Here is a 21,619-nt window from a genome sequence, read left to right as displayed (position 1 = left end):
TCATGCAGTCCAACTTGTCTATCAATGCCATATTGAGCAAGCGCATGGGAGCTGTTATTGCAGCACTTTTGCTCGCAGGCTCTCTAACTGGATGTGACAAAGTTCAGTCAGAGGAAAATGAGCAGGTAATCAAGCCAGTCAAGCTGTTCGAAATCCCGCAACAGACTGATATTGATCTTGATAGCTTTATTGCAAAGGTTGATGCAACCGACCGTGCGGCACTTTCTTTCCAAGTGGGTGGTGATATAGAAGCCTTCGATGTGCGTATGGGACAAGAAGTGAAGAAAGGTCAGGTGTTAGCCGTATTAGACGCGACGGATTACCGTATTGCCGTTGATGCTGCCCAAGCTAAATTTGATCTTGCGAATAGCCAATACAAACAAGCTTCTGAGTTGTACGCGAAAAAGTTAGTCAGTACCGATTACTATGACCAAGCCGTGAACACCTTTACTGCCGCTGACGTTGAGTTGGACCAAGCAAAAACAAACCTTGGCTACACCACCTTAGTTGCTCCATTCGATGGCGTGGTATCGATGGTGTTTGGAAAACAATATCAATTGATCGCAGAAAAGCAGCCTGTACTGAATATTTTGAATCACAGTGAAATGGACGTGACGTTTTCTATTCCAGTATCAAAGCTTGAAGATCGTTCTATTCAAGACCTAACGAGCTCAAACATGTGGGTTGTGATGGATAGCCACCGTGGTATTCGTATCCCGACTCGCTTTAAAGAAATCTCTACACAACCAGATGAAGACACCAACAGCTACCAAGCGGTTGTATCTATCGAAAAGCCGGAAGGCATCAATTTACTTTCTGGGATGACAGCGCAAGTTGAAGTTCAGAAGCATAAATCTGACTACGGTATTGGCATTGTTGATTCAGCTTGGTTAACCAAAGAAGCTGACCATGGTGAGCTATGGCGCTATAACCCTGATTCTCAATTGGTTTCTAAAGTACAAGTCCTTCTTGATGAGCAAGGCAAGGTTATTGATGGATTGTCGTCTGGCGACCTTATCGTTGAAGCGGGTGTGGATGTGTTATCCGATGGACAGCAAGTAAAAGCTTGGTTACGTGAGGGCGGTATTTAATGAACCTTTCCAAATTATCAATTGTTGTCGCGTCGGCTATGTTACTTCAAGCCTGTAACAGTGAAGCTGTACATCGTGAACAACCCCCTCTGTTAGTTTCTACCTTTGAAGTTGGCGCGCCGCTGACTGATCAATTCAGAAGTTTTAACGGTCAGGTAATGCCCGCTGAATTGACCCCATTGGCATTTAAGCTCGCAGGCGAAATCCAACAAGTCTTGGTAGAAGCCGGTGACAACGTCGAAAAAGGCCAGTTACTTGCGACCTTAGACAACGCAACGTATCTCCAAGATCTTACTGATGCTAACTCTCAATTCAAACTGGCGAGCAAGCAGTTAGCCCGTGGTACGGAGATGTTTGGTAGCAAGATGTTGTCGCAGTCAGAGCTAGACCAACTAACGGCTAACTATAAGCTGGCATCAGCGAATTTGGCGGCTGCAGAGCGCAAGTTAAGTTACACAGAGCTTTTAGCGCCATTCTCCGGGACCGTTTCTACCGTGGACAAGCAACGTTTCGAAAACACGACACCGGGTGAAACACTATTAAGCGTGTACCAAAACGATAAGGTGTATGTACGAATTCAAGTATCAGATTCGATCTTGGCATCGATCAGTCCAGACATGCGTTCAAATAGCTATCGTCCTGAGGCGACCTTTGGCGGTCACACTGGCCAATATCCACTGACGTATTTGGAGCACACCAGTGAATTGCACCCACAATCGCGTACTTACGAATTTTGGATGCAGATGCAACAACCTAAAAACGAAATCCTGCCGGGCACCAGCGTTACGGTGAACGTGGATATGGCGAAAGCCGGCTTGAGCGATGTTCAAGGCTACCAATTACCAATGACAACTTTAGAAGCGGGTTCTGAAGCGAATCAGTTTTATGTGTGGAAAATGGAAGACGGACAAGCATTTAAAAGCGAAGTAGAAGTCGACAAGATCAGTGGCCAAGGCGCATTAATCGCTCATGGCGTTGAGCAAGGTGATCGACTCGTAAACTCGAATCTAAGAAAACTCCGTGACGGAATCCAATTGTCAGGAAAAGCAGAATGAACATCGCAGAATATTCAATAAAAAACAAAGTAATCAGTTGGCTGTTTCTAGTCATTTTAGCCATTGGTGGTATATCGTCTTTTGGCAACCTATCCCGTTTAGAAGACCCAGCTTTTACTATTAAAGATGCAATGATTATTTCAACTTATCCTGGCGCTACGTCAATGGAAGTTGAAGAAGAGCTGACTTACCCGCTTGAAAAAGAGATAAGACAGCTGCCTTATATCGACAAGATAACCTCAACGTCGTCGAATGGTATGTCTCAAATTATGGTGAGCATGAAGATGGACTACGGTCCAGACGAGCTACCACAAATCTGGGATGAAATGCGTCGTAAGATCAACGATCTACAGCCCACGCTTCCTAGTGGTGTTAACTCAGTTCAGATCATTGATGACTTCGGTGATGTGTTTGGCGTGATGATCATGCTGACGGGTGATGGCTACGATTACGTTGAGCTTAAACAATATGCTGATTATCTAACCCGTGAAATCGAATTGGTCGACGGTGTAGGGAAAGTAAGCATTGCAGGTGACCAACAAGAGCAATTGTTTGTTGAGATGTCACTTGAGCGTTTAGCCGCGCTGAATCTAGATATGTCGATGGTTACGTCACTGCTATCACAACAAAACAGTGTGGTGTCAGCCGGTGAGGTAATGCTCAATGGCCAAAACCTAACGATCAAACCGAATGGCACTTTAAGTACGGTTGAAGAACTAGAAAACTTAATCATTCATGGCCGCGATACAGGTAACCTAATTCGCTTAAAAGATGTCGCTGAGGTCACTCGCGGAATCCAAGAAAAACCAGGGAATGTATTAACTTATAACGGCAAACCAGCAATCAACCTAGGCATTGCGTTCTCTTCGGGCGTAAACGTGGTGGAAATCGGTAATGCGCTTGATGCGGAACTTGATCGTTTAGAAAGCATTAAGCCAGCCGGCGTTGAGTTGAATTACTTCTACAACCAAGCGCAAGAAGTGGACAAGTCGGTTTCTGATTTCTTGATCAGCCTAGTGGAAGCGGTGGCAATTGTTATCATCGTACTTCTGTTCGCGATGGGCTTACGCAGTGGTTTGATCATTGGTTTGGTTCTGCTGCTGACTGTATTCGGTACGTTCATTCTTATGGACTACAACGATGTCGAACTGCACCGTATCTCGCTGGGTGCTTTGATCATCGCACTGGGTATGCTGGTGGATAACGCGATTGTTGTCGTTGAAGGTATTCTAGTTGGCTTGAAGAAAGGAAAGACTAAGCTTCAAGCAGCAAAAGACATCGTGACACAAACGCAATGGCCACTATTGGGTGCAACCATTATTGCAATCACAGCGTTTGCACCGATTGGTTTGTCGAAAGATGCGACAGGCGAGTTTATGGGTTCGTTGTTCTGGGTACTGTGTTTCTCACTGTTTTTGAGTTGGGTAACAGCACTAACACTAACGCCATTCCTTGCTGAGATGCTGCTTAAAGAAGAAGACAAGGTTGATGAAAACGTAGACCCTTACAAAGGAATCTTGTTCGTTGTATTTGGTGCGTGCCTGAAAGTAGCGCTTCGATTTAGATGGCTTACTGTAGTAAGTATGGTCGCGCTATTAGCAGTTTCTGTCGTCGGTTTTGGTATGGTGAAGCAGCAGTTCTTCCCGCCATCAAATACGCCAATGTTCTATGTAGACATGTGGATGCCAGAAGGTACGGATGTACGTGAAACGATCAAACAAACTGAAAAGGTTGAGAGCTACATTCGTCAACAAGATGACGTGGAGTTTGTGACAACAACGGTTGGGCAGGGTATGCAACGTTTTGCGCTGACATATCAACCAGAGAAAAGTTACGAAGCCTATAGTCAGCTACAAGTTAGAACGACTGACCGTGACACCATGTTCGAAGTCCTAGAAGAGTTAGACAAGGACTTAGCCCACAAATTTGAACAACCTACGTTCCAATTCAAATTGATTGAGTTTGGCCCGTCACCAGCTTCAAAAATCGAGGCTCGTATTAGTGGTGCCGACCCACAAATCTTGCGCAGTATTGCGGTTGAAGTGGAAGATATCTTGTTAGCGGACCCAGGCTCTCGAAATGTTCGTCACGACTGGCGTGAACGTACCAAAGAGCTCGTGCCACTGTTTAACGAATCAAAGGCTCGTCGTCTTGGTATTTCAAAGACGGATCTGTCCGAGACTTTACAAATGGCGTTTGGTGGCTACAACATCGGCTTACTGCGTGATGGTACGCACATGTTACCTATCGTGGCACGCCTGCCTGAAGCAGAGCGCTTTGATTTTGAATCACTAAACAATGTGAAGATTTGGAGCCCATCGCTGCAAACCTATATTCCTGTAGAGCAAGTGATTGATGGTGTAGAGCTTCAATGGTCTGAACCACTGATTCAACGTCGTGATAGAAAACGTACGCTAACCGTACTGGCTGATCACGATGTATTGGGTGATGAAACGCCGGCGAGCTTGTTTGCTCGTGTTAAACCAAAGGTAGAAGCATTAGAGCTACCAACAGGTTACAACATTAGTTGGGGTGGCGAGTACGAAAGTTCGAAAGATGCACAAGAATCTCTATTTGGTTCACTGCCAATGGGTTACTTGTTGATGTTTATCATTACTATGCTTTTGTTTAACTCGCTTCGTAAGCCACTTGTGATTTGGTTTACGGTACCACTTTCTATCATTGGTGTTTCGATTGGTCTGTTAGGTACCAATATGCCATTCAGCTTCACAGCGTTCTTGGGCTTGCTAAGTCTAAGCGGCATGATCTTGAAAAACGGCATCGTACTGCTTGACCAGATCAACACTGAACTCTCAACAGGTAAAGACCCATACTTAGCGGTTGTCGACAGTGCGATTAGTCGTGTACGACCGGTATCTATGGCAGCACTGACGACTATCTTGGGGATGATTCCCTTGGTATTCGATGCATTTTTCGGCTCGATGGCGATTACCATCATGGCAGGCTTAGGCTTTGCTACCGTACTAACGCTAATAGTAGTACCAGTGATGTTCGCTATTCTATATAGAATCAAACCGTCCACTGCGGGTTATTAGGGATTGATATAAAACAGATTCTTTTAAGCCAGCCCAGTCAATTTTGACTGGGCTTTTTTATGGGTGTGACTTGGCGATACAAGATCGTGCTAAGAGACTATAGCGTCAGCGAGCGTTGCGTTAAGAAAGAGATAGGTATTAAAAAGCCGCTAACCAATGGTAAAGCGGTTTCCTGTAGAATAGAGAATAGAGAATAGAGAATAGAGGGCAGTTCTAGATTGCGAGGCGGAGATCTAACTCAATCGGCTTTGGCATGGCTAAGTGATAACCTTGATACATATCGAAGCCTAAATTTTGCATCGCTGCGAGTTGTTGTTGGGTTTCTATACCTTCGATTACCGTCTTCGCACCGATTTGAGTAGCAAGCTTTAGGGCCAACTCCATTTCACTTGTGTCGCCTTGTTCAAAATCCAACATCACAGAGCGATCTATCTTGATGATATGAGGATTAATATGGCGAACCCGCTGTTCTGTTGACGCTTGTGTTCCGAAATCATCAACAGCGATTTGAAAACCATTTTCCGCTAATGAATGGGCCGCGTCTTTCAAACGTTCTTCACTCTCTACATTAAGCTCGACCAACTCCATCACAATTTGTTCGCACGATAAGTTAAGCTCATGCAGGCGTTTAGCTAGCAAGCTGTCGCTCACTTTCTCTGCAGCAAATAGCTCGCCAACATTAGGAAGAACATTCAAGAATAGGTGTAAATGACGAATAGTCGACTGTGCGAAGTTGCGTATATGAATGGCTCGGCTCAGCCTCTCGACATTAATTTTGTCTGTGCATGAGGTTTCGTCGGAATGAAAGAAGTGATCAGGGCGAACAATGGCACCTTTGCTGTTCGAAATTCGAACTAAAGCCTCTACACCTATCTGAGTCATAGAAGAATCAAATATAGGTTGGTAGACACTTCTAAGTGTTAGGTCTTGATATTTCGCAATAAACTGCATATCGGCATCCACAGATATACAGCTAATAAATTCACTTCTGTCTGATAAAATCATAGTCGCTAATAAAGGGGTTTATTTAATGACGAGAATATACGTCACGGCTGTCACAATATTGACAGGTGTTACTAAATTGTCAATTAATAAAAATTCATTTGTAACGTCAATATTTAAATTAATATAACTAACGAAAAATCAGCATGATAAATGACATTAACCATTAAATTTACTTATCATTGACTGTGTTTGATAGTTTAAGTGAATCTAATGGCTGAGTAACGTCTCACATATTAACCCCAACCAATATAAGGCTAGAACGCTGATACACCAGAGAAAAGTAGGGTTAATGGCTTAAATTATGGGGGAGTGTCAAAGTTATAAAATAGATTGACTAAGCGAGTTACACAGAAATGATATCTATCTCTCAAAATCGAGACTGTGAGTCGATTGGCTATTAATAATTAAAACAGGAAGTTCGAATAATTAATGAACAGGGAATGAGTTGCCTTTTATAAAATACTGGGATGAAGGTCTAACAATTTACTTTCAATATTGAATGAAAAAGTTGACCCGTATTATCACTGCCATTGAAGTACCGCATAAAGTTGCAGATATTTACGTACTAACTGATGATTTCCTGACCGTTTTAACGGGTGGCCAAATTTAATAAAACAAGGGCTAATTTTAAAGTTAATATTCAAATCAGCGGCAAATTGAGACTCGCTCTCTCTTAGGGTGATGCCTTGTTGGCTGTATTCGGTTATCTCGTCTGGGAGTTCTCCCATCCACCAATGCAATAGTTCACCGCTGTTTTTACTTCGGGTTATCCAATGGTCGGAGACAATGATCAAAACGTCATTGGGTTGGATTGCAAATCCATACTCTGATTGCCAGTTATGAATGTCCAACATCAACTTTCTACGACAAGTTTTTCCCGCGCTCACCATGTGGTGGCTGATCATCCAAACCGTTCCTATTTCCGAGGAGATTCGGAAGTGTCGAGGGGTTTCACCAGAAGAAAGCATTTCGAGCGGGCTGATGTTGCTTGCATGATTAAAGCTAACGAAGGTGTGCTCCATTCGTCGAGCAAAAGCTTTTCCTATATGGTGCTCACTGATCCCTTGATTGTGTACCGTAGGGTAGTGGCGTTCACAAAGCTTTAGGCAATCGTCTTGAAACTGGTTGACGCTTTTAATCACTAGATCTAATAACAATGAAGTCCCTTATACACAGTTACTATCTTATTGATGGGCAATAGTACGGTAATTGCAGTGCCATTACCTATCGTCAAAGTGCCAGTTCATGATCCCTCTATCAAAATTAGCCATTGCAGGGCGTTTTTATGGATAGCACTGGCGCTCTACGGGTCTGTAATCTAAATTATGAGAAATAATAGTGAGTTAGCAGGCTCATGGTGACTTAGTAAAGTTATCGATAGTTAACCTAATCTTAGTCAGCTAATCACAATTGTTCTACTTACTCTTTATTTGGACACATTCATGACCATTCAATTAGATTCGAAACAAAAGTCTGAGCTCACTCATACATTACAAAAGTACCTGCAAGATGAACTCGATGTAGATCTTGGTCAGTTCGACACGGAATTCTTGGTCGACTTCATTAGTAAAAAGTTTGGTGCGGTTTACTACAACAAGGGGATAGAAGATGCTCAGAAAGTCATGGAACGAAAAATGTTAGATATCTCAGATGAGCTCTATGAAATTGAACAAATCGTTGAAATATAGACACAGCAAGCGATTGTTCGACAAAGAAATTTGTCAATAAAGCAACTTGTTCAAAAATTTTGAATAACTTGTTTAATTTGAAATGATGTAACTAATGTAAAGCTTGGTAAATAATATGTTACACAAACTTAGTGTAGGGTACGCTTTTCAAAATTACACGACTCGTTAACATTCGGAACAGATGCATGGACAACAACGTTAAAAATTACAATCCCTTAGCAAGAGCAATGCATTGGATTTCAGCACTCGCAATATTTGGCTTATTTGGTGTAGGCCTATGGATGGTTGATCTTTCATACTACAGCGAGTGGTACAAAACAGCGCCAGACTACCACCGTTCGGTAGGCATTCTTTTGGCTACAGTTACTGTTCTCCGTTTGCTTTGGAAACTAGTTACCGCGTCACCTAAGGTAGAAGGCAAAAGTTATGAAGTTGCAGCCGCTAAGATAGCGCACGGCTTTATGTACATTAACCTAGCGGTTTTATTTATTTCAGGTTATTTGATTTCAACATCAGATGGCCGTGGGATCGACGTGTTTAATTGGTTCACTGTTCCAAGTATGGGTGAGCTATTTGAAAACCAATCGGATCTCGCAGGAACGATTCACTACTATGCTGCATGGGTACTGATCATTATGGCATCAGTGCACGCCTTAGCGGCGATAAAACACCACGTTATCGACAAAGACGATACGCTACGAAAAATGATAGGAGCTTCAAAATGAAAAAGTCAATTATCGCTACAGGATTAGCACTTGCTATGGCAATGCCTTTCGCTGCGAACGCCGCTGATTACGTGATTGATACAAAAGGTGCGCATGCTTCAGTTAACTTTAAAGTTAGCCACCTAGGTTACAGCTTTATCCAAGGTCGTTTTAACACGTTCTCAGGTGATTTCTCATTTGATGAAAGCAACGTTGAAGCGTCTAAAATAAACGTAACGGTTGATACTACAAGTCTTGACTCAAACCACGCAGAACGTGATAAGCACATCCGTAGCGGTGATTTCATCGATGCAAGCAAGTTTTCTGATGCTACATTCAACAGCACGAAAGTGGTTGATAAAGGTGACGGCAAACTTGAAGTAATGGGTGACCTTAAACTTCATGGCGTAACTAAGCCTATCGTTATCGAAGCTGAATTCATTGGTGCTGGTCAAGACCCATGGGGCGGTGAGCGTGCTGGATTCGTTGGTACAACTCGTCTAGAGCTTGCTGACTTCAACATTCCAGTAATGGGCGCTTCAAGCTATGTAGACATGGATCTGCACGTTGAAGGTGTAAAGAAGTAATCTAGCTTTCTAGTTTTCTACCTCTCTGACAGGTATCAACATTTTTTAGAAACATCAAAAGTTTGGTCGATACTAACAAGGTCAGCAGTTAGCTAGTTGGCAATAGGGAAAGTAGCAAAACCGCTAGAAATAGAGAAAGGCGCAAAGTTTTCACTTTGCGCCTTTTTTATTGAGGTAAATGGCCACGCGTTTAGGTCTGTTTTGTGTCAAACCTTTTACTGCGCCTTAAGCCACCATTTACTTCTGCCAGTCAACGTTGCCATGACTGAGTTATCTAATTGAACTACTAATCCCTAATAGTTCAACTTACGATTAGTTAAGCCGTTTCTAGTTCAGCTTGAGGAACCACGTTTAGTCGGTCACCGTAGATTGGACGTAGTGCTTGCATCATTTCAATGCGAGTTAACACACCGACCATTGCGCCATTTTCTAGCACTGGCAGCATATGTGGTTGGCTTACTTTCATCGCTTTTGCACGCTCTTCTAGAGAAAGAGAAGTCAGGCGAGTTGCGAAGCCCATGCTTGTAGTCGGGTACAGTTGTTCTTTGTCGATGCATAGGAACTCAGCAACGTCGACTAACTTGTCGTTTGCATCGATAGCCACAACGTCACGGCTCATTAGGTCTACGACTTTCTGACCTTTTGTCGGGATGTAATCTTGGCACCAAAGGTCAACCATTACGTCGTGAACAGAGAAGATACCCACTAGACGACCTTCAACATCGCAAACAGGAGCGCTAACAAGTTGAGCGTCTAGAAGGGAATCAATTGCGACTGATGTAGGCATTTCTACGCTCAGTGTAATTGGTTGAGTGTTCATGATTTGCTTGATAGTCGTTGCTGTGTTCATAGTGATTTCCTTAACTGACGTAATTTCTGTTGTTTGTGTAATTGCTGTAATTTTTGCTGCTTTCAGCTGCGGGCGACGGTAAATGCTCCAATTGGCTAAGCCGACCAATACTGAACCACCTACAATGTTGCCGATTGTCACTGGTATTAAGTTTGCGGTGACAAATTTCATGATGTTTAAGTCTGCGTACTGAGCAGGCGTCGCTCCGATTTGCATCCAAAAACTCTCTGGTGCGAATGTTTGAATCGTGATGCCTAGTGGAACCATGAACATATTCGCCACACAGTGTTCAAAGCCTGAGCTAACGAACATTGCAACAGGTAATACGGTCATCATTGCTTTGGTCATAGCGTTCGCAGAGCTGAACGTTAACCAAATCGCTAAACACACCAACAAGTTACAAAGCACACCCAAAGCAAAAGCTTGAACAGGGCTGTGGTGTAGCTTGTGTTGAGCAATGTTCAGAGCGTTTAAGCCCCATTGCCCGCCATCCAGTTGATATAAGCCTGCTGCGCTTACCAAAGCCAATAGGAACATGGCACCGATGAAGTTACCGACGTAGACCTTGCCCCAGATAGACAGCATCTTAGTGAAGGTGATTTGCTTGTTAGCCCATGAAATGCTTGATAACACTGAACTGGTAAACAGCTCGCCACCGCAAATCACAATCAGGATTAACCCCATACTGAATGCAAGACCGCCGGCTAAACGACTCAATCCCCATCCAGCATCAGCGCTACCCGTGGTCACCGTGATATAGAATAAAAAAGCAAGCCCGATGAATGCGCCAGCCATGATTGCCAAACTCAATGTCATGCTGCTGGTTTTATTTGCTTTGCTTAATGCAAACTTCTCGGCTTCCGCCATCATTTCTGTTGGCGAGAACAGTTGCTGATTTTCAGAAGTGCTGGTTGCCATATCCCCCCCTTGAACAATCCGTCATGTGTAATTCCTAGTGTTAATGACTTGGTTAATCCGTAATGGTTAATCAGTGATTTTTTGCAGGGCTCGTTGTGTCCTGCCATTCCAGATTAGGGGGTTGAGGGGTAGAGGTAAAATTGATAATTTTTAGAAACCACATCAAATTTATTGATATAGATTGGGTTACGCGTAGAATGAAATTAATTGCTCATCGGCTTAACAAAAAACGAGCAGCAGGACATAAGTTATTAAAAGAATTAAGGATGAATTTTGCGTTATTCATTAAAGCAACTCGCGGTATTTGATGCAGTGGCGGATTCCGGGAGTGTTAGTCAGGCAGCAGACAAGTTGGCGTTGACTCAGTCAGCGACAAGTATGTCTCTTGCACAGTTGGAAAAAATGCTCGGCAGGCCTTTGTTTGAAAGGCAGGGCAAGCAAATGGCTCTTACTCATTGGGGTATGTGGCTAAGGCCTAAAGCGAAGCGTTTACTGCAAGATGCGCAGCAAATTGAGATGGGTTTTTATGAGCAGCATTTACTAAGTGGAGAGCTCAAACTCGGTGCGAGCCAAACACCAGCGGAACACCTTGTTCCTGACCTCATCAGTATTATTGATAACGACTTTCCTGAGATGCGAATCTCGCTCGGCGTGCAAAGTACCGATGCGGTTATTGATGGCGTATTAGATTATCAATATGACTTGGGTGTTATCGAAGGTCGTTGTGATGACAACCGAGTTCACCAAGAAGTGTGGTGTACGGACCATTTAACGGTGGTTGCATCGGCTCATCACCCGTTTGCGAAGCGTGAACGAGTAAGCTTGGCGCAATTAGAACAAGCAAAATGGGTATTACGTGAACATGGTTCGGGTACTCGCAAAGTTTTTGATAGCTCTATTCACCATTTAATTGGTGATCTCGATGTTTGGCGAGAGTATGAACACGTTCCTGTTTTAAGAAGTTTGGTTGCAAACGGCCCATATTTAACGTGTTTACCTTATCTTGATGTCGAACAGTTTGTTGAGTCTGGTCAACTGGTCACATTAAATGTCCCTGAGCTTGAAATGGAAAGAACCTTGTCCTTTATTTGGCGTGCAGATATGTCTGAGAACCCACTTGCTGAGTGTATTAAGCGAGAAGGTAAGCGCATGATGAAAGGCAAACCATCGGTTCTGTAAGGTAGATTTGATAAAGGCTAGGGGCTGTTGACCTTTCGTGGTTAAGTTTTGTTCGAGGTAAAATCGTTTTAGGCGCGGCGAAGAGTATGTAGCCTAGTCATTCTAAGCAAATATTCTTCAACAAAGCATAAAGCGATTTTAACCGAACCCTTCGGGCAGCCCTTGTGGTTCATTTCTACTGCGTTATCGCCTTTTCATGTAGGCTAACTACACATCAAAGCCTCTGCCTTGTATAAAATTCCCACAAGAGCTGCAAAATAAAGCTCGAAAGGTTAACAGCCCCTTATAACTATTTATGTTGAATAAGCGATTTCGGTCTCTATCTGGTGATAAATGTATGTTCGCATACATTATTAATGTGATCGCGATCGGCTAAAAAAGGGTGTTCTTCCCATAATATGCTTACTTGATTTTAAGTGAGGCTAAATCCGGTTGCGATGAATTACGTAATTAGGCTTTAGAAATAGTATGAGTACATTAGTCGCGATTTCATTAACAACAGGTATTTTGTCAGGTCTATGGGGATGGATTGCTATCTCTTTCGGCTTATTGTCATGGGCAGGTTTCTTAGGTTGCACCAGTTATTTTGCTTCGCCAACAGGCGGCGTTAAAGGACTAGCCGGTAGCTTATTGACCAACATGACAGGCGTATTCTGGGCAATGGTGATTATCGAAAGCTCAACCTTCGCAGGTTTAGAGATTTTAGGCTACATGATTACCGCTATTGTGGCTTTCTTTATGTGTATCCAAGCGAAACAAGCGTGGCTAGGTTATATCCCAGGAACCTTCATTGGTTGTTGTGCGACGTTTGCTGCAGGTGGCGATTGGCAACTTGTAGTACCATCTTTACTGCTTGGTGGTGTATTTGGATACTTGATGAAAGCAACGGGGCTATGGCTTCACGAGAAATCGACTCAATCTTCGGAAGTGGTTGAACAACACACTAAGCAAGCTAAGGCTTAATTCGTTAATCTAACCTTAATTCGTTAACCTAACCTCAGTTTAGTCACTGTAAACTCTTGCAAGATAACCCCCAATTAATTTGTATATCGATTTATACAGGCACACCACTTGGTGTGCCTTTTTTGGTTTTTGGGTAAGCCAATCAGTTAAAAAAATCATCTGCAGAAGAACCAATAGCATCTATCAATTAATTAAAGTGCTTAGGTGTTCCCGTTTGCCATGGTGATGACACGTTTTAGCGTCCACCTTAATAACAAGGGAATACAGTCTTGTCCTTGATTCTCACAATGAGACACGATCGCTAAAGCCAGATCTGGTTTTGCGTGTTTCTTAAGAACTTTAGCTACGACTTTTTTCGCTGGGATAGGGTGATCGTAAGGAATCTTAACCATGTCTCTGAAAAAGTTCTCAAACCCATTCATATACAAGTAGTGCTCGATGTCTCTGTCAGGCAGTTCTGTGAGGCGATGTCGCTCTTGATCGTTCCCGAGTTTAGATAGCACTGTTGTCGCATATTTTTTGCCTGCTGCATCACCATCGGTGACGACATGCCAATCGATGCCAAACTCTTGCGCGACTTTGATTAATGCCTTTAGTCCTGATTGAGCGAACTCAATAATCTGAACGCCTTCCGCAGCAAGGTTATAGCCACATTGGTTGGCTAACTCGTTAAACAACCAGACTTCAGTCTCACCTTCTACTAATAACCAACAGCGAGCATACAGAGCACCTGAACGATGGAAACGAATATGAAAACCAATTCGACGAAGCTCATCTTTGCTGAAGTGGTTCATGTTGAGTTGGTTAGCGATGGTTTTATCGGACTGACGCACCAAACGACGAATCGATTGAAGTGGTACAGCAGCAAGTAGATCGCCACTGTTGGTGGTAAGGATTTTTTGCATCGGTAACTTTTGCATCAAGCTCCAAGCCCTTGCTAGGTGCGTTGGGTGCAGTCGACCCTCTGGATCTTCAAGGATCAAAAGAGGGCGCGCACATCGTCTTAAGTCAGTCGGCCCTTTGGCCTGTAGATAAGCGTTAAGTAACCCCATGAATAACAGCCGAGTTTGTTTATTCTTGGTCTCCTCGACCAATTGATGAATGCTCTTGTCGTTCGCTCCAGCTGAGTACAGTAGCCCGTCACGCGGTTTTCTCGGGTTCTTGCGTGAGACACTCTTAAATGAGAAGTAGTGTTCTATTAAGCTTTGCATTGACTCAAGACTACTGCGCATTTCACCTTTATTAACATGTCCGGGTATCGCCATAAGACGGCGGCAGGTGTTGTCGATCCGCTTTTCTATTCTTGCCTGACGGCCATTGCCATTGCTGGCGTTTCCATTCGTGCCATGACCATTGGTTGTGTGATTATGTCCGTTCCCATGCCCGTTATTTGGATTGTTGTTCCCATTTCCGTTTGCATTGTTAGCGTGACCGTTATTAGCATGAACATTAGTCGGCAGGTGAGCATTGTGGTTGAGTGAATTTCCGTTGAAAGGGCGATCAAAGTGCCTAGCGTCTCGTAAACGGATCACAGGATGTAAGGTCATTAATTCTTGAGCGAGCTTTTCTGAGTGATGGAGTTTGAGCGGATTACCGTCTAAACCTAAGAATGCGTAGTTTGTGGTCGTTTCATATTGTTCTAATGTGGCACTGATTCGATAATAGATACGATAGACGCCAAATTCGTCTTGAACCCATATAGGTTTAAGCTTGCGATAACGACCAGCGTTGAGTTCGCTCTTGTCATTGGCTTTTAATGCGAGAACAATTTGAAGATGTTGAGACTGTGGATGTGAAACCGAGTAATCGACATGAAAATCAGTCATTTCGAAGTGATATGGCACACCGTCTGAGGGCAGAACGACGGAAAGGGCATCCAATAATGAAGACTTACCCCAGGTATTTTCACCAATAAGCGTGGTTAGCTCGTCAAACGCGAGTGACATGCGCTTGATACCTCGAAAGCCAGAAATCTCGATTCTTTCTAGTTGCATAGGCTTACTCCTTACGGAAGGCTCTGCTAATTGTTTGAAAGCTAACAGATATCTTTAATCATAATCGAAAAATACCAATCCGGTATGCTCACCTGTCACAAAACCCGTTGTTTATTTATACGGATCAAAATAGGATTTTTGATCTATCTCGAGAATTTTTTTGCAGTGCAGTTTCATAAAATTCACGATTCTGTCATGATTCTCGACCTAGTATGAAGGGACAAAGAGAGAAGAAAATATGACTAAAAAGAATAAGCCGACAAAAATAGTGTTGGCACACATCAACGACACCCACTCATACTTTGAACCAACCTCGTTACAGCTATCACTTAAAATGAACAACCACATCATTGAACCTTATGTCAGTACTGGTGGCTTTGCTCGAATTTCAACACGCTTCAAACAAATAGAACAAGATGCCCAGCGTCAGAAGGTTGGAACCCTGTTCCTGCATGCTGGTGACTGCTTCCAGGGCACTTTGTACTTTTCTTTATTCAAGGGAAAAGCCAACGCCGATTTGTTGAATGCCCTTAATATAGATGCCATGACGCTCGGCAATCACGAGCTAGACATGGGTAATGAGCCCGTTGCGATTTTCGCTAAAAGAATCAAATTCCCACTGTTGGCCGGTAACTGGAATCTATCGAATGAGGATATCAATAAAACTCATACCTTAGCGGACAACGAAATTGTTAAGCCTTATCTGACTGAAACGCGAAGTGCTTCTTTTATAACGAAAGAGTTTGATGGCGAGAAGGTTGCAATATTCGGCTTAAGCATCGACAAGATGGCAGGCATTGCTAATCCAGATATCGATACACCATTTGAAAATGCTTTAGAAACAGCAAAAGCGACCATTGAGCAGATTCATAAAGCTGGTATCAACAAGATTGTGTTACTTAGCCATCTTGGTTACGAAGCTGATTTAGAGTTAGCAGCCAACGTAACAGGTATTGGCGTCATTGTTGGTGGTCATAGTCATCGCTTACAAGGTGATTTCTCTGATATTGGCTTAGTTAAAGATGATGATTACGGCGTAAAAGTCGGTGACACCTATGTTGTGCAAGCGGGTTTCCACGCCATGAGCCTAGGACACAGCGAAATCGAGTTCGATGCTGAAGGCAAAGTGACTCACTTCAACGGTAAGAACGAGCTGCTGTTAGGCCGTCGACTGTTTATAGATGCAAAGCTAAGTGAAGTCGGGCAAGACGACGCTCATAATATGGCGTGTGAGTTTTTGAACAACCACCCCAATATTGCGGTATGTAAGAAAGATCCGGAACTTCAGAGTATTCTGACGGATAAATACCAGCCGCGAGTTCGAAAGCTTCAGCAACAAGTGATTGCTCATGCAGACACAAAACTTCGCCATGTACGTATTCCAGATGATAAAGGCCCGAGCCAACTCGCGCCGTTGGTTGCTCAATCATTTCACCATCTAATGAACAAGAAAGGGCATCACGTTGACTTTGCTATTCACAACGCAGGTGGTGTTAGAAATTCACTGAATAGCGGCGATGTTTCTGTTGCCGATATTGCCGGAAAACTACTACCGTTTGCCGTACCCATTGGTGTGTATGAAGTAAAAGGTGAAACGATCGCAGGCATGCTTGAAGGTGCAATCAACAATGCATTGGATAATGGCGTTGTAGGGACAGGTTCAGGCAGCTTCCCTTATACGCATAACCTGAGGTTTTGTTACCACAAAGAAGCGCCTTTGGGACACAGGATTCATCATCTAGAAATCCACTCTGATGAATTGGGATGGCAGACTGTTTCTCGCTACCGTCTTTACCGTGGCGCGTCGTCAGCCTATACCATGAAAGGAAAAGAGGGCTATAACGCCGTCTTGGATATGATAGGTGATGGCATGGTCACGACCGACTCGATGGCAGACTGTTTTATCGAGTTTCTACAAGACCACCCAGAGTCGCTGCAACACAACGAGCCGCTGAATTGTTTGGAGTGTTTTAGATAGGTACAGGTAATGCTTTTGATTGGTGTTATTAGTTTCGTCTATTTATAAATTTGGCATTGTTTATGCTTTATTCCTGCAGGTCGCCTTCTTGTGGAGATAAGCATGGATAAGAAAGATTGGTTAGATGCGGTAGCAGTGGTTGGTTGGGTATCGGTTTGGTCTGCGTTAGTGTACTTGGTACCCGCTGCAGGTTTATAACGTAGCGTGCCTTGAAGTGAACTGTCAGACAAAGCGCGTACAAGACTCGTTCGTTATTCGCATCATTGAGTAACGGATTTGTATCATGAGTAACGGTAATAGGGGTTAATCCTCTCAGTAGTATTCCCAGAATCAATACGAATGTCGTTTTGACAAGCCTATAGAAATAAATGAGGAGCGTTTTGCTCCTTTTTTATTTATTTCCGAAAATTTTTCTAGACGAAACAAAGATAGAGGAATATTATCCACGCGTTTGGGGAGTAGTTAGCGCAAGTTTACATATCGTCATCTCGTTAGGCCAAGAGTCTATCCGGTATGTAAAGGTGAAATCCCATATTTCACTTCAACGAGACCAACGCAATCACAATCAAGATCCATCGTGGAACTTGATAGTTTTGTTTGCGGAAGGTCTTTGTACAGTTCTTCCGCCCGGAGGAATAATGAACTCAACTCAATCTCTATTATCTACAAATAGTGAATCCTTTTTTTCATCGCCAATCATGACGACTTATGCGGGCTTTTTCCTGCTGACAGTCATTCTCGTCTCTATTGATATCTATCAGACTCGTGGTGGTAGTGTAACCATCAAGAAAGCGGCAATTTGGAGCGTTTTCTGGTTTGTGCTCGCGTTTTTATTTGCTGGTTCCATTTACCTTTTTTGGGACATCTATGCGCCGAATAGTGAATACACAGCCCAAAAAGCAACCGTGTCATTCATTACCGGTTACTTGCTAGAAAAATCATTGAGCGTGGACAACTTGTTTGTTTTCGCGATGATCTTTGCTCAGTACCAAGTTCCTGAACATCTAAGACCTCGTGCGCTTCTTTGGGGGGTAATTGGTGCATTGGTGCTTCGTGCAATTATGATCGCACTAGGCGCACAGCTATTGGCGGAATACCACTGGGTACTTTACGTGTTCGCTGCGTTCCTGATTGGTACGGGTATTAAGCTGGCATTAGACAAGGGCGAAGAAGAGAGTGTGAATACATTGCCTGAAAAGCTACTTCGTAAAGTGATGCCGGTAACAGAGGATTTCCATGGCCCTGCATTAATGGTTAAACAGGGTGCTAAATGGGCATTCACTCCAATGATGTTGGTCATCGGTGCGATCGCAGTGATGGATGTGATGTTTGCACTGGATTCTATTCCTGCAATTTTCGCCGTTACGCGAGAGCCATTCTTAGTACTGGCTGCAAACGTATTTGCATTGCTTGGCCTTCGTTCTTTGTACTTTGTTCTGCAAGGCATGATGGATAAGTTCATCTACTTGAAGCCAGCACTGGCATTCATCATGGTGTTCATTGGTGTGAAAATGCTATTGGTTGACAGTGAGTGGGCTATCCCAACGTATTGGTCACTAGCTGTTCTGATTTCTACTATGACGATTGCGGTTATAGCGTCGATTTATGCGAAGAAGCCAGACATTGAACAAGTAAATTAAAACAAAAATAACTTATCGAAAACTCGGTAAGGATTAGGTGGTCAATGAAGCTTGAAATTTATTTATGTAAATTTTTTGTGACATTGACCACTGTTGTTTGAGGGTTATTTGTACTAAATGCATGATTTAGCCACTGTTGTGAATTTTTACTCATCAAGCGTGAATATGTATTTCGAGGTGTTGTTAATGGTTTGTTTTATTAGAAAAACTAATCTGAATTTCTAATTTTAGTCATTTTTTAACCTGCAAAAGATCACCTATTATTCTTGTCATCAGAGCGAACCACATAAACAAATTTATAGAGAGGCAATCATGGCTCAAGCAATGCAAATGAATACTATCGCTGTTCCTAACTCTATGGATAAGAAGACCTACTCGGTTAACATCAAAGGATTGATTGCACACATTTTCGATATTCTTTTCGTAGACAACTCTCCACGTAGTTACTACGCAAGCGACCTATCTGGTCACATGCAACGCGATATCGGTATCAACCGTTAATCTCTGCGTTAACATGTAAAAATATAGAATTTAAAAAACGCCAGCTGCTAAAGCTGGCGTTTTTGTATCTGAAACAAGCTGTGCATCTAAAACAAGCTGTCTATCTGAAATAAACCCAGCACCTGAAATAAACTCATCACCTGAAAGAAATACTTAGGCATAACGGTCTGTATTTGAGCGCCAGTAAATTCGCTTTGTACAAGGATCATGGTATGTCACACGCCACACGCAATTCATCATTGATTAAACTCTGTTTACTTGCCTTGCCAATCGGCGCCCATTCTTCTGTGTCGTTTGCACAAACGTGGAGTAACGAAGGCCAGCCTGCTCAGGTTATTGAGCTGTTTACCTCTGAAGGTTGTTCTAGTTGTCCGCCTGCTGACACGTACCTTAGTACTTTTGCAGATCATCCAAAACTTTGGACCGAGGTCATACCGCTTGCTTATCACGTAGACTACTGGGACTACTTAGGCTGGGGAGACAAGTTCGCCAGCAAGGCATTCAGTCAGAAGCAGCGTTTATACAAAGCTTATGGGGTAACAAGTGGCGTTTATACACCGGGCTTTGTTGTCGATGGAAAAGAGTGGCGTGGTTACTTTAATTGGCTAGACAGAACGTTGCCTTCGCTCCAACAACAAACTAATCCCAAATTAACAGTGAACCATAAAGGCGATACGTTCAGCGTGAGTTACGAAGGCAAAGGGGATTATGTCGCTCATATTGCCTTGTTGGCGATGAACGAAGTCACCAGCGTTAAAGGGGGCGAGAACAGAGGTAAGAAACTTGAGCACGATTTTGTCGTGGTTTACGACGGCTATCAACGTGGTGAGTCTGATTGGCAATTCAATATCGATTTCGAGCCACTAGTCGCTAAGCCAGATGCAGTAGCCGTTTGGTTAACCGAGCTCAACTCGTACACGCCAGAGCAAACGGTAGCAGGGTGGCTTAACTAAATTTGCGATAACTTGATATCTGGATGTGTTTTAGAGGGGCTTAATCGCTGAAACACGGGAGAAAGGGGCGATTTAGTTACGTAATACTGCTGAAATACGTTAATATAGCGCGCTATTATTTTAGCTTTGAGTTCCTGCAATTAATGACTAACACCACAACACCAACCAACTTCTCTGATCTTGGCTTAATCTCTCCTTTGATGGCTCGTTTAACAGAGCTTGAATACCAACAGCCAACGCCTATCCAAGCGCAAGTTATTCCAAGTGTGTTAGCAGGACGCGACCTAATTGCAGGTGCAAATACGGGTTCAGGTAAAACTGCAGCATTTGCACTGCCGCTGTTACAACAAATCCATGAAGATGCACCTTTAGACCGCAGATCAGGCAAAGGTAACTTTGTGTCTGGTCTTATCTTGGTGCCTACACGTGAACTTGCTAAGCAAGTGGCTGACAGCGTTAAGTCTTACGCAGTACACTTCAATGGTGCGATGAAAACGGTTTGTGTATTTGGTGGTGTATCGGTAAACACTCAGATGCAAGCGCTACGTGGAGGCACTGATATCTTGGTGGCAACACCGGGTCGTCTGCTTGATCTGATCTCAAGCAATGCTATCAAGCTAGATAAAGTAAAAACGTTAGTGCTTGATGAAGCTGACCGAATGTTAAGCCTTGGTTTTACAGAAGAACTAGACGCGATCTTGAAACTTCTACCAAGCAAAAAACAAACCTTGTTGTTCTCTGCGACTTTCCCCGAGCAAGTTAAAACGCTGACTCACGAACTACTGAATGATCCAATTGAAGTTCAACTTCAAAGTGCTAATGCGAGCACATTGGTTCAGCGTGTATTCGAAGTAGAAAAAGGTCGTAAGACAGCATTGTTAGCGCACCTGATTCAACAGCACGAATGGCGCCAAGCTCTTATCTTCGTAAACGCGAAGAACAGCTGTGAGCACCTTGCAGACAAGCTTTACAAGCGCGGTATCATCGCAGAAGTATTCCACGGTGATAAAGGGCAGGGTTCACGTACTCGTATTCTTGAAGATTTTAAATCTGGCGAGATTGACGTTCTTATCGCGACAGACATCGCGGCACGTGGTCTGGATATCGAAAAGCTACCAGTAGTAATCAACTTTGACCTACCGCGTAGCCCATCAGACTACATGCACCGTATTGGCCGAAGTGGTCGTGCGGGTGAGGTTGGTCTAGCGCTGTCTTTGATCGACCATGAAGATTACCATCACTTCACAATCATTGAAAAGAAGAACAAAATCCGTCTTGAGCGTGAGCAAATTGAAGGTTTTGAAGTGGATGAAGAGGCAACCGCTGAACTTGTTGCTGCACTAAAACCCGTTGCGCCACCGGCTGGCACTGGCAAGAAGAAAAAGAAGAAAGCACCTAAAAACCAAGATGTTTGGTTGAGAAACAACTGATATTGAGTCAGTAAAAAATAGAATTTT

Annotated in this window: 17 protein-coding genes; 13 read left to right on the top strand and 4 right to left on the bottom strand. The window is 43.3% G+C overall.

All coding sequences use genetic code 11. The annotated features are described in order from the left end of the window. The first annotated feature begins 2 nt into the window (after positions 1 to 2). Genes AACU28_RS05275 through AACU28_RS05265 form a run of 3 tightly spaced genes read left to right on the top strand, consistent with a single transcriptional unit; the run spans position 3 to position 5,202 of the window. On the top strand, positions 3 to 1,091 hold the full coding sequence (locus tag AACU28_RS05275) for an efflux RND transporter periplasmic adaptor subunit (protein WP_121602508.1): 1,089 nt from the start codon (positions 3 to 5) through the stop codon (positions 1,089 to 1,091). Continuing rightward, entirely contained in the window at positions 1,091 to 2,146 is a 1,056-nt protein-coding gene (locus AACU28_RS05270) for an efflux RND transporter periplasmic adaptor subunit (protein ID WP_121602507.1), read from the top strand. Before AACU28_RS05275 ends, AACU28_RS05270 begins: the two co-directional genes overlap by 1 nt. Beyond that, the gene (locus tag AACU28_RS05265; RefSeq protein ID WP_121602506.1) at positions 2,143 to 5,202 is read left to right on the top strand and encodes an efflux RND transporter permease subunit; all 3,060 of its coding nucleotides are present in this window, start codon (positions 2,143 to 2,145) and stop codon (positions 5,200 to 5,202) included. Before AACU28_RS05270 ends, AACU28_RS05265 begins: the two co-directional genes overlap by 4 nt. Before the next feature lie 213 nt (positions 5,203 to 5,415). Here AACU28_RS05265 and AACU28_RS05260 read toward each other — a convergent pair whose 3' ends face one another. Both AACU28_RS05260 and AACU28_RS05255 read right to left on the bottom strand, forming a co-directional pair. Then, on the bottom strand, positions 5,416 to 6,153 hold the full coding sequence (locus AACU28_RS05260; protein WP_029405125.1) for an EAL domain-containing protein: 738 nt from the start codon (positions 6,151 to 6,153) through the stop codon (positions 5,416 to 5,418). A gap of 575 nt (positions 6,154 to 6,728) precedes the next feature. After that, the gene (locus AACU28_RS05255; protein ID WP_017081124.1) at positions 6,729 to 7,364 is read right to left on the bottom strand and encodes a hypothetical protein; all 636 of its coding nucleotides are present in this window, start codon (positions 7,362 to 7,364) and stop codon (positions 6,729 to 6,731) included. Between the two features lie 285 nt (positions 7,365 to 7,649). On the opposite strand from AACU28_RS05255, the gene AACU28_RS05250 reads away from it, so the two are divergent. The 3 genes from AACU28_RS05250 to AACU28_RS05240 all read left to right on the top strand — a co-directional run bounded on the left by AACU28_RS05250 (position 7,650) and on the right by AACU28_RS05240 (position 9,186). Then, complete coding sequence (locus AACU28_RS05250; protein ID WP_004730892.1) at positions 7,650 to 7,895, top strand: DUF2164 domain-containing protein; 246 nt, start codon at positions 7,650 to 7,652, stop codon at positions 7,893 to 7,895. Between the two features lie 185 nt (positions 7,896 to 8,080). Continuing rightward, entirely contained in the window at positions 8,081 to 8,620 is a 540-nt protein-coding gene (locus tag AACU28_RS05245) for a cytochrome b (protein ID WP_004730891.1), read from the top strand. Then, the gene (locus AACU28_RS05240) at positions 8,617 to 9,186 is read left to right on the top strand and encodes a YceI family protein (RefSeq protein ID WP_004730890.1); all 570 of its coding nucleotides are present in this window, start codon (positions 8,617 to 8,619) and stop codon (positions 9,184 to 9,186) included. The genes AACU28_RS05245 and AACU28_RS05240 overlap by 4 nt, the downstream gene beginning before the upstream one ends. Positions 9,187 to 9,502: 316 nt before the next feature. Here the strand turns inward: AACU28_RS05240 and focA are convergent, their stop codons facing one another. Beyond that, positions 9,503 to 10,954 carry a formate transporter FocA gene (gene focA, locus AACU28_RS05235; RefSeq protein ID WP_121602505.1) on the bottom strand — a complete coding sequence of 484 codons (1,452 nt, stop codon included), beginning with the start codon at positions 10,952 to 10,954 and terminating at the stop codon, positions 9,503 to 9,505. 273 nt (positions 10,955 to 11,227) lie between these two features. Here focA and AACU28_RS05230 point away from each other — a divergent pair, with 273 nt between their 5' ends. Continuing rightward, entirely contained in the window at positions 11,228 to 12,133 is a 906-nt protein-coding gene (locus tag AACU28_RS05230; RefSeq protein ID WP_017064628.1) for a LysR substrate-binding domain-containing protein, read from the top strand. A 468-nt stretch (positions 12,134 to 12,601) separates the two neighbouring features. After that, entirely contained in the window at positions 12,602 to 13,096 is a 495-nt protein-coding gene (locus tag AACU28_RS05225; RefSeq protein WP_017079195.1) for a DUF1097 domain-containing protein, read from the top strand. Between the two features lie 200 nt (positions 13,097 to 13,296). Here the strand turns inward: AACU28_RS05225 and AACU28_RS05220 are convergent, their stop codons facing one another. After that, positions 13,297 to 15,090 carry an ATP-dependent endonuclease gene (locus AACU28_RS05220; RefSeq protein WP_121602504.1) on the bottom strand — a complete coding sequence of 598 codons (1,794 nt, stop codon included), beginning with the start codon at positions 15,088 to 15,090 and terminating at the stop codon, positions 13,297 to 13,299. 238 nt (positions 15,091 to 15,328) lie between these two features. On the opposite strand from AACU28_RS05220, the gene AACU28_RS05215 reads away from it, so the two are divergent. The 5 genes from AACU28_RS05215 (at position 15,329) to AACU28_RS05195 (ending at position 21,592) form a co-directional block, all read left to right on the top strand. Beyond that, on the top strand, positions 15,329 to 17,068 hold the full coding sequence (locus tag AACU28_RS05215; protein WP_121602503.1) for a bifunctional metallophosphatase/5'-nucleotidase: 1,740 nt from the start codon (positions 15,329 to 15,331) through the stop codon (positions 17,066 to 17,068). 638 nt (positions 17,069 to 17,706) lie between these two features. Continuing rightward, the gene (locus tag AACU28_RS05210) at positions 17,707 to 18,708 is read left to right on the top strand and encodes a TerC/Alx family metal homeostasis membrane protein (protein WP_029406027.1); all 1,002 of its coding nucleotides are present in this window, start codon (positions 17,707 to 17,709) and stop codon (positions 18,706 to 18,708) included. A gap of 312 nt (positions 18,709 to 19,020) precedes the next feature. Further along, positions 19,021 to 19,209, top strand: coding sequence for a hypothetical protein (locus AACU28_RS05205; protein WP_017079198.1), 189 nt, complete (start codon positions 19,021 to 19,023; stop codon positions 19,207 to 19,209). Positions 19,210 to 19,421: 212 nt separating this feature from the next. Continuing rightward, positions 19,422 to 20,162: a DUF1223 domain-containing protein gene (locus AACU28_RS05200; RefSeq protein WP_121602502.1), complete on the top strand. Its 741-nt coding sequence runs from the start codon at positions 19,422 to 19,424 to the stop codon at positions 20,160 to 20,162. A gap of 143 nt (positions 20,163 to 20,305) precedes the next feature. Further along, positions 20,306 to 21,592 (top strand): DEAD/DEAH box helicase, encoded by a 1,287-nt coding sequence (locus AACU28_RS05195; protein ID WP_121602501.1) that lies wholly within the window; start codon positions 20,306 to 20,308, stop codon positions 21,590 to 21,592. Positions 21,593 to 21,619: the final 27 nt, after the last annotated feature.

Origin of the sequence: Vibrio sp. SBT000027, assembly GCF_963894355.1 — a bacterium.
In the GTDB taxonomy this organism is placed as follows: Bacteria; Pseudomonadota; Gammaproteobacteria; order Enterobacterales; family Vibrionaceae; genus Vibrio; species Vibrio splendidus.
Note: the sequence above shows the minus strand (reverse complement) of the source record. Positions and strands in the feature narration are given on the sequence as shown.

Excerpts from the sequence above, each read along its gene's own strand:
- AACU28_RS05275 (WP_121602508.1), top strand. The coding sequence starts at position 3 with ATGCAGTCCAACTTGTCTATCAATGCCATATTGAGCAAGCGCATGGGA.
- AACU28_RS05270 (WP_121602507.1), top strand. The coding sequence starts at position 1,091 with ATGAACCTTTCCAAATTATCAATTGTTGTCGCGTCGGCTATGTTACTT.
- AACU28_RS05265 (WP_121602506.1), top strand. The coding sequence starts at position 2,143 with ATGAACATCGCAGAATATTCAATAAAAAACAAAGTAATCAGTTGGCTG.
- AACU28_RS05260 (WP_029405125.1), bottom strand. The coding sequence starts at position 6,153 with ATGCAGTTTATTGCGAAATATCAAGACCTAACACTTAGAAGTGTCTAC.
- AACU28_RS05250 (WP_004730892.1), top strand. The coding sequence starts at position 7,650 with ATGACCATTCAATTAGATTCGAAACAAAAGTCTGAGCTCACTCATACA.
- AACU28_RS05245 (WP_004730891.1), top strand. The coding sequence starts at position 8,081 with ATGGACAACAACGTTAAAAATTACAATCCCTTAGCAAGAGCAATGCAT.
- AACU28_RS05240 (WP_004730890.1), top strand. The coding sequence starts at position 8,617 with ATGAAAAAGTCAATTATCGCTACAGGATTAGCACTTGCTATGGCAATG.
- focA (WP_121602505.1), bottom strand. The coding sequence starts at position 10,954 with ATGGCAACCAGCACTTCTGAAAATCAGCAACTGTTCTCGCCAACAGAA.
- AACU28_RS05225 (WP_017079195.1), top strand. The coding sequence starts at position 12,602 with ATGAGTACATTAGTCGCGATTTCATTAACAACAGGTATTTTGTCAGGT.
- AACU28_RS05220 (WP_121602504.1), bottom strand. The coding sequence starts at position 15,090 with ATGCAACTAGAAAGAATCGAGATTTCTGGCTTTCGAGGTATCAAGCGC.
- AACU28_RS05215 (WP_121602503.1), top strand. The coding sequence starts at position 15,329 with ATGACTAAAAAGAATAAGCCGACAAAAATAGTGTTGGCACACATCAAC.
- AACU28_RS05210 (WP_029406027.1), top strand. The coding sequence starts at position 17,707 with ATGAACTCAACTCAATCTCTATTATCTACAAATAGTGAATCCTTTTTT.
- AACU28_RS05205 (WP_017079198.1), top strand. The coding sequence starts at position 19,021 with ATGGCTCAAGCAATGCAAATGAATACTATCGCTGTTCCTAACTCTATG.
- AACU28_RS05200 (WP_121602502.1), top strand. The coding sequence starts at position 19,422 with ATGTCACACGCCACACGCAATTCATCATTGATTAAACTCTGTTTACTT.
- AACU28_RS05195 (WP_121602501.1), top strand. The coding sequence starts at position 20,306 with ATGACTAACACCACAACACCAACCAACTTCTCTGATCTTGGCTTAATC.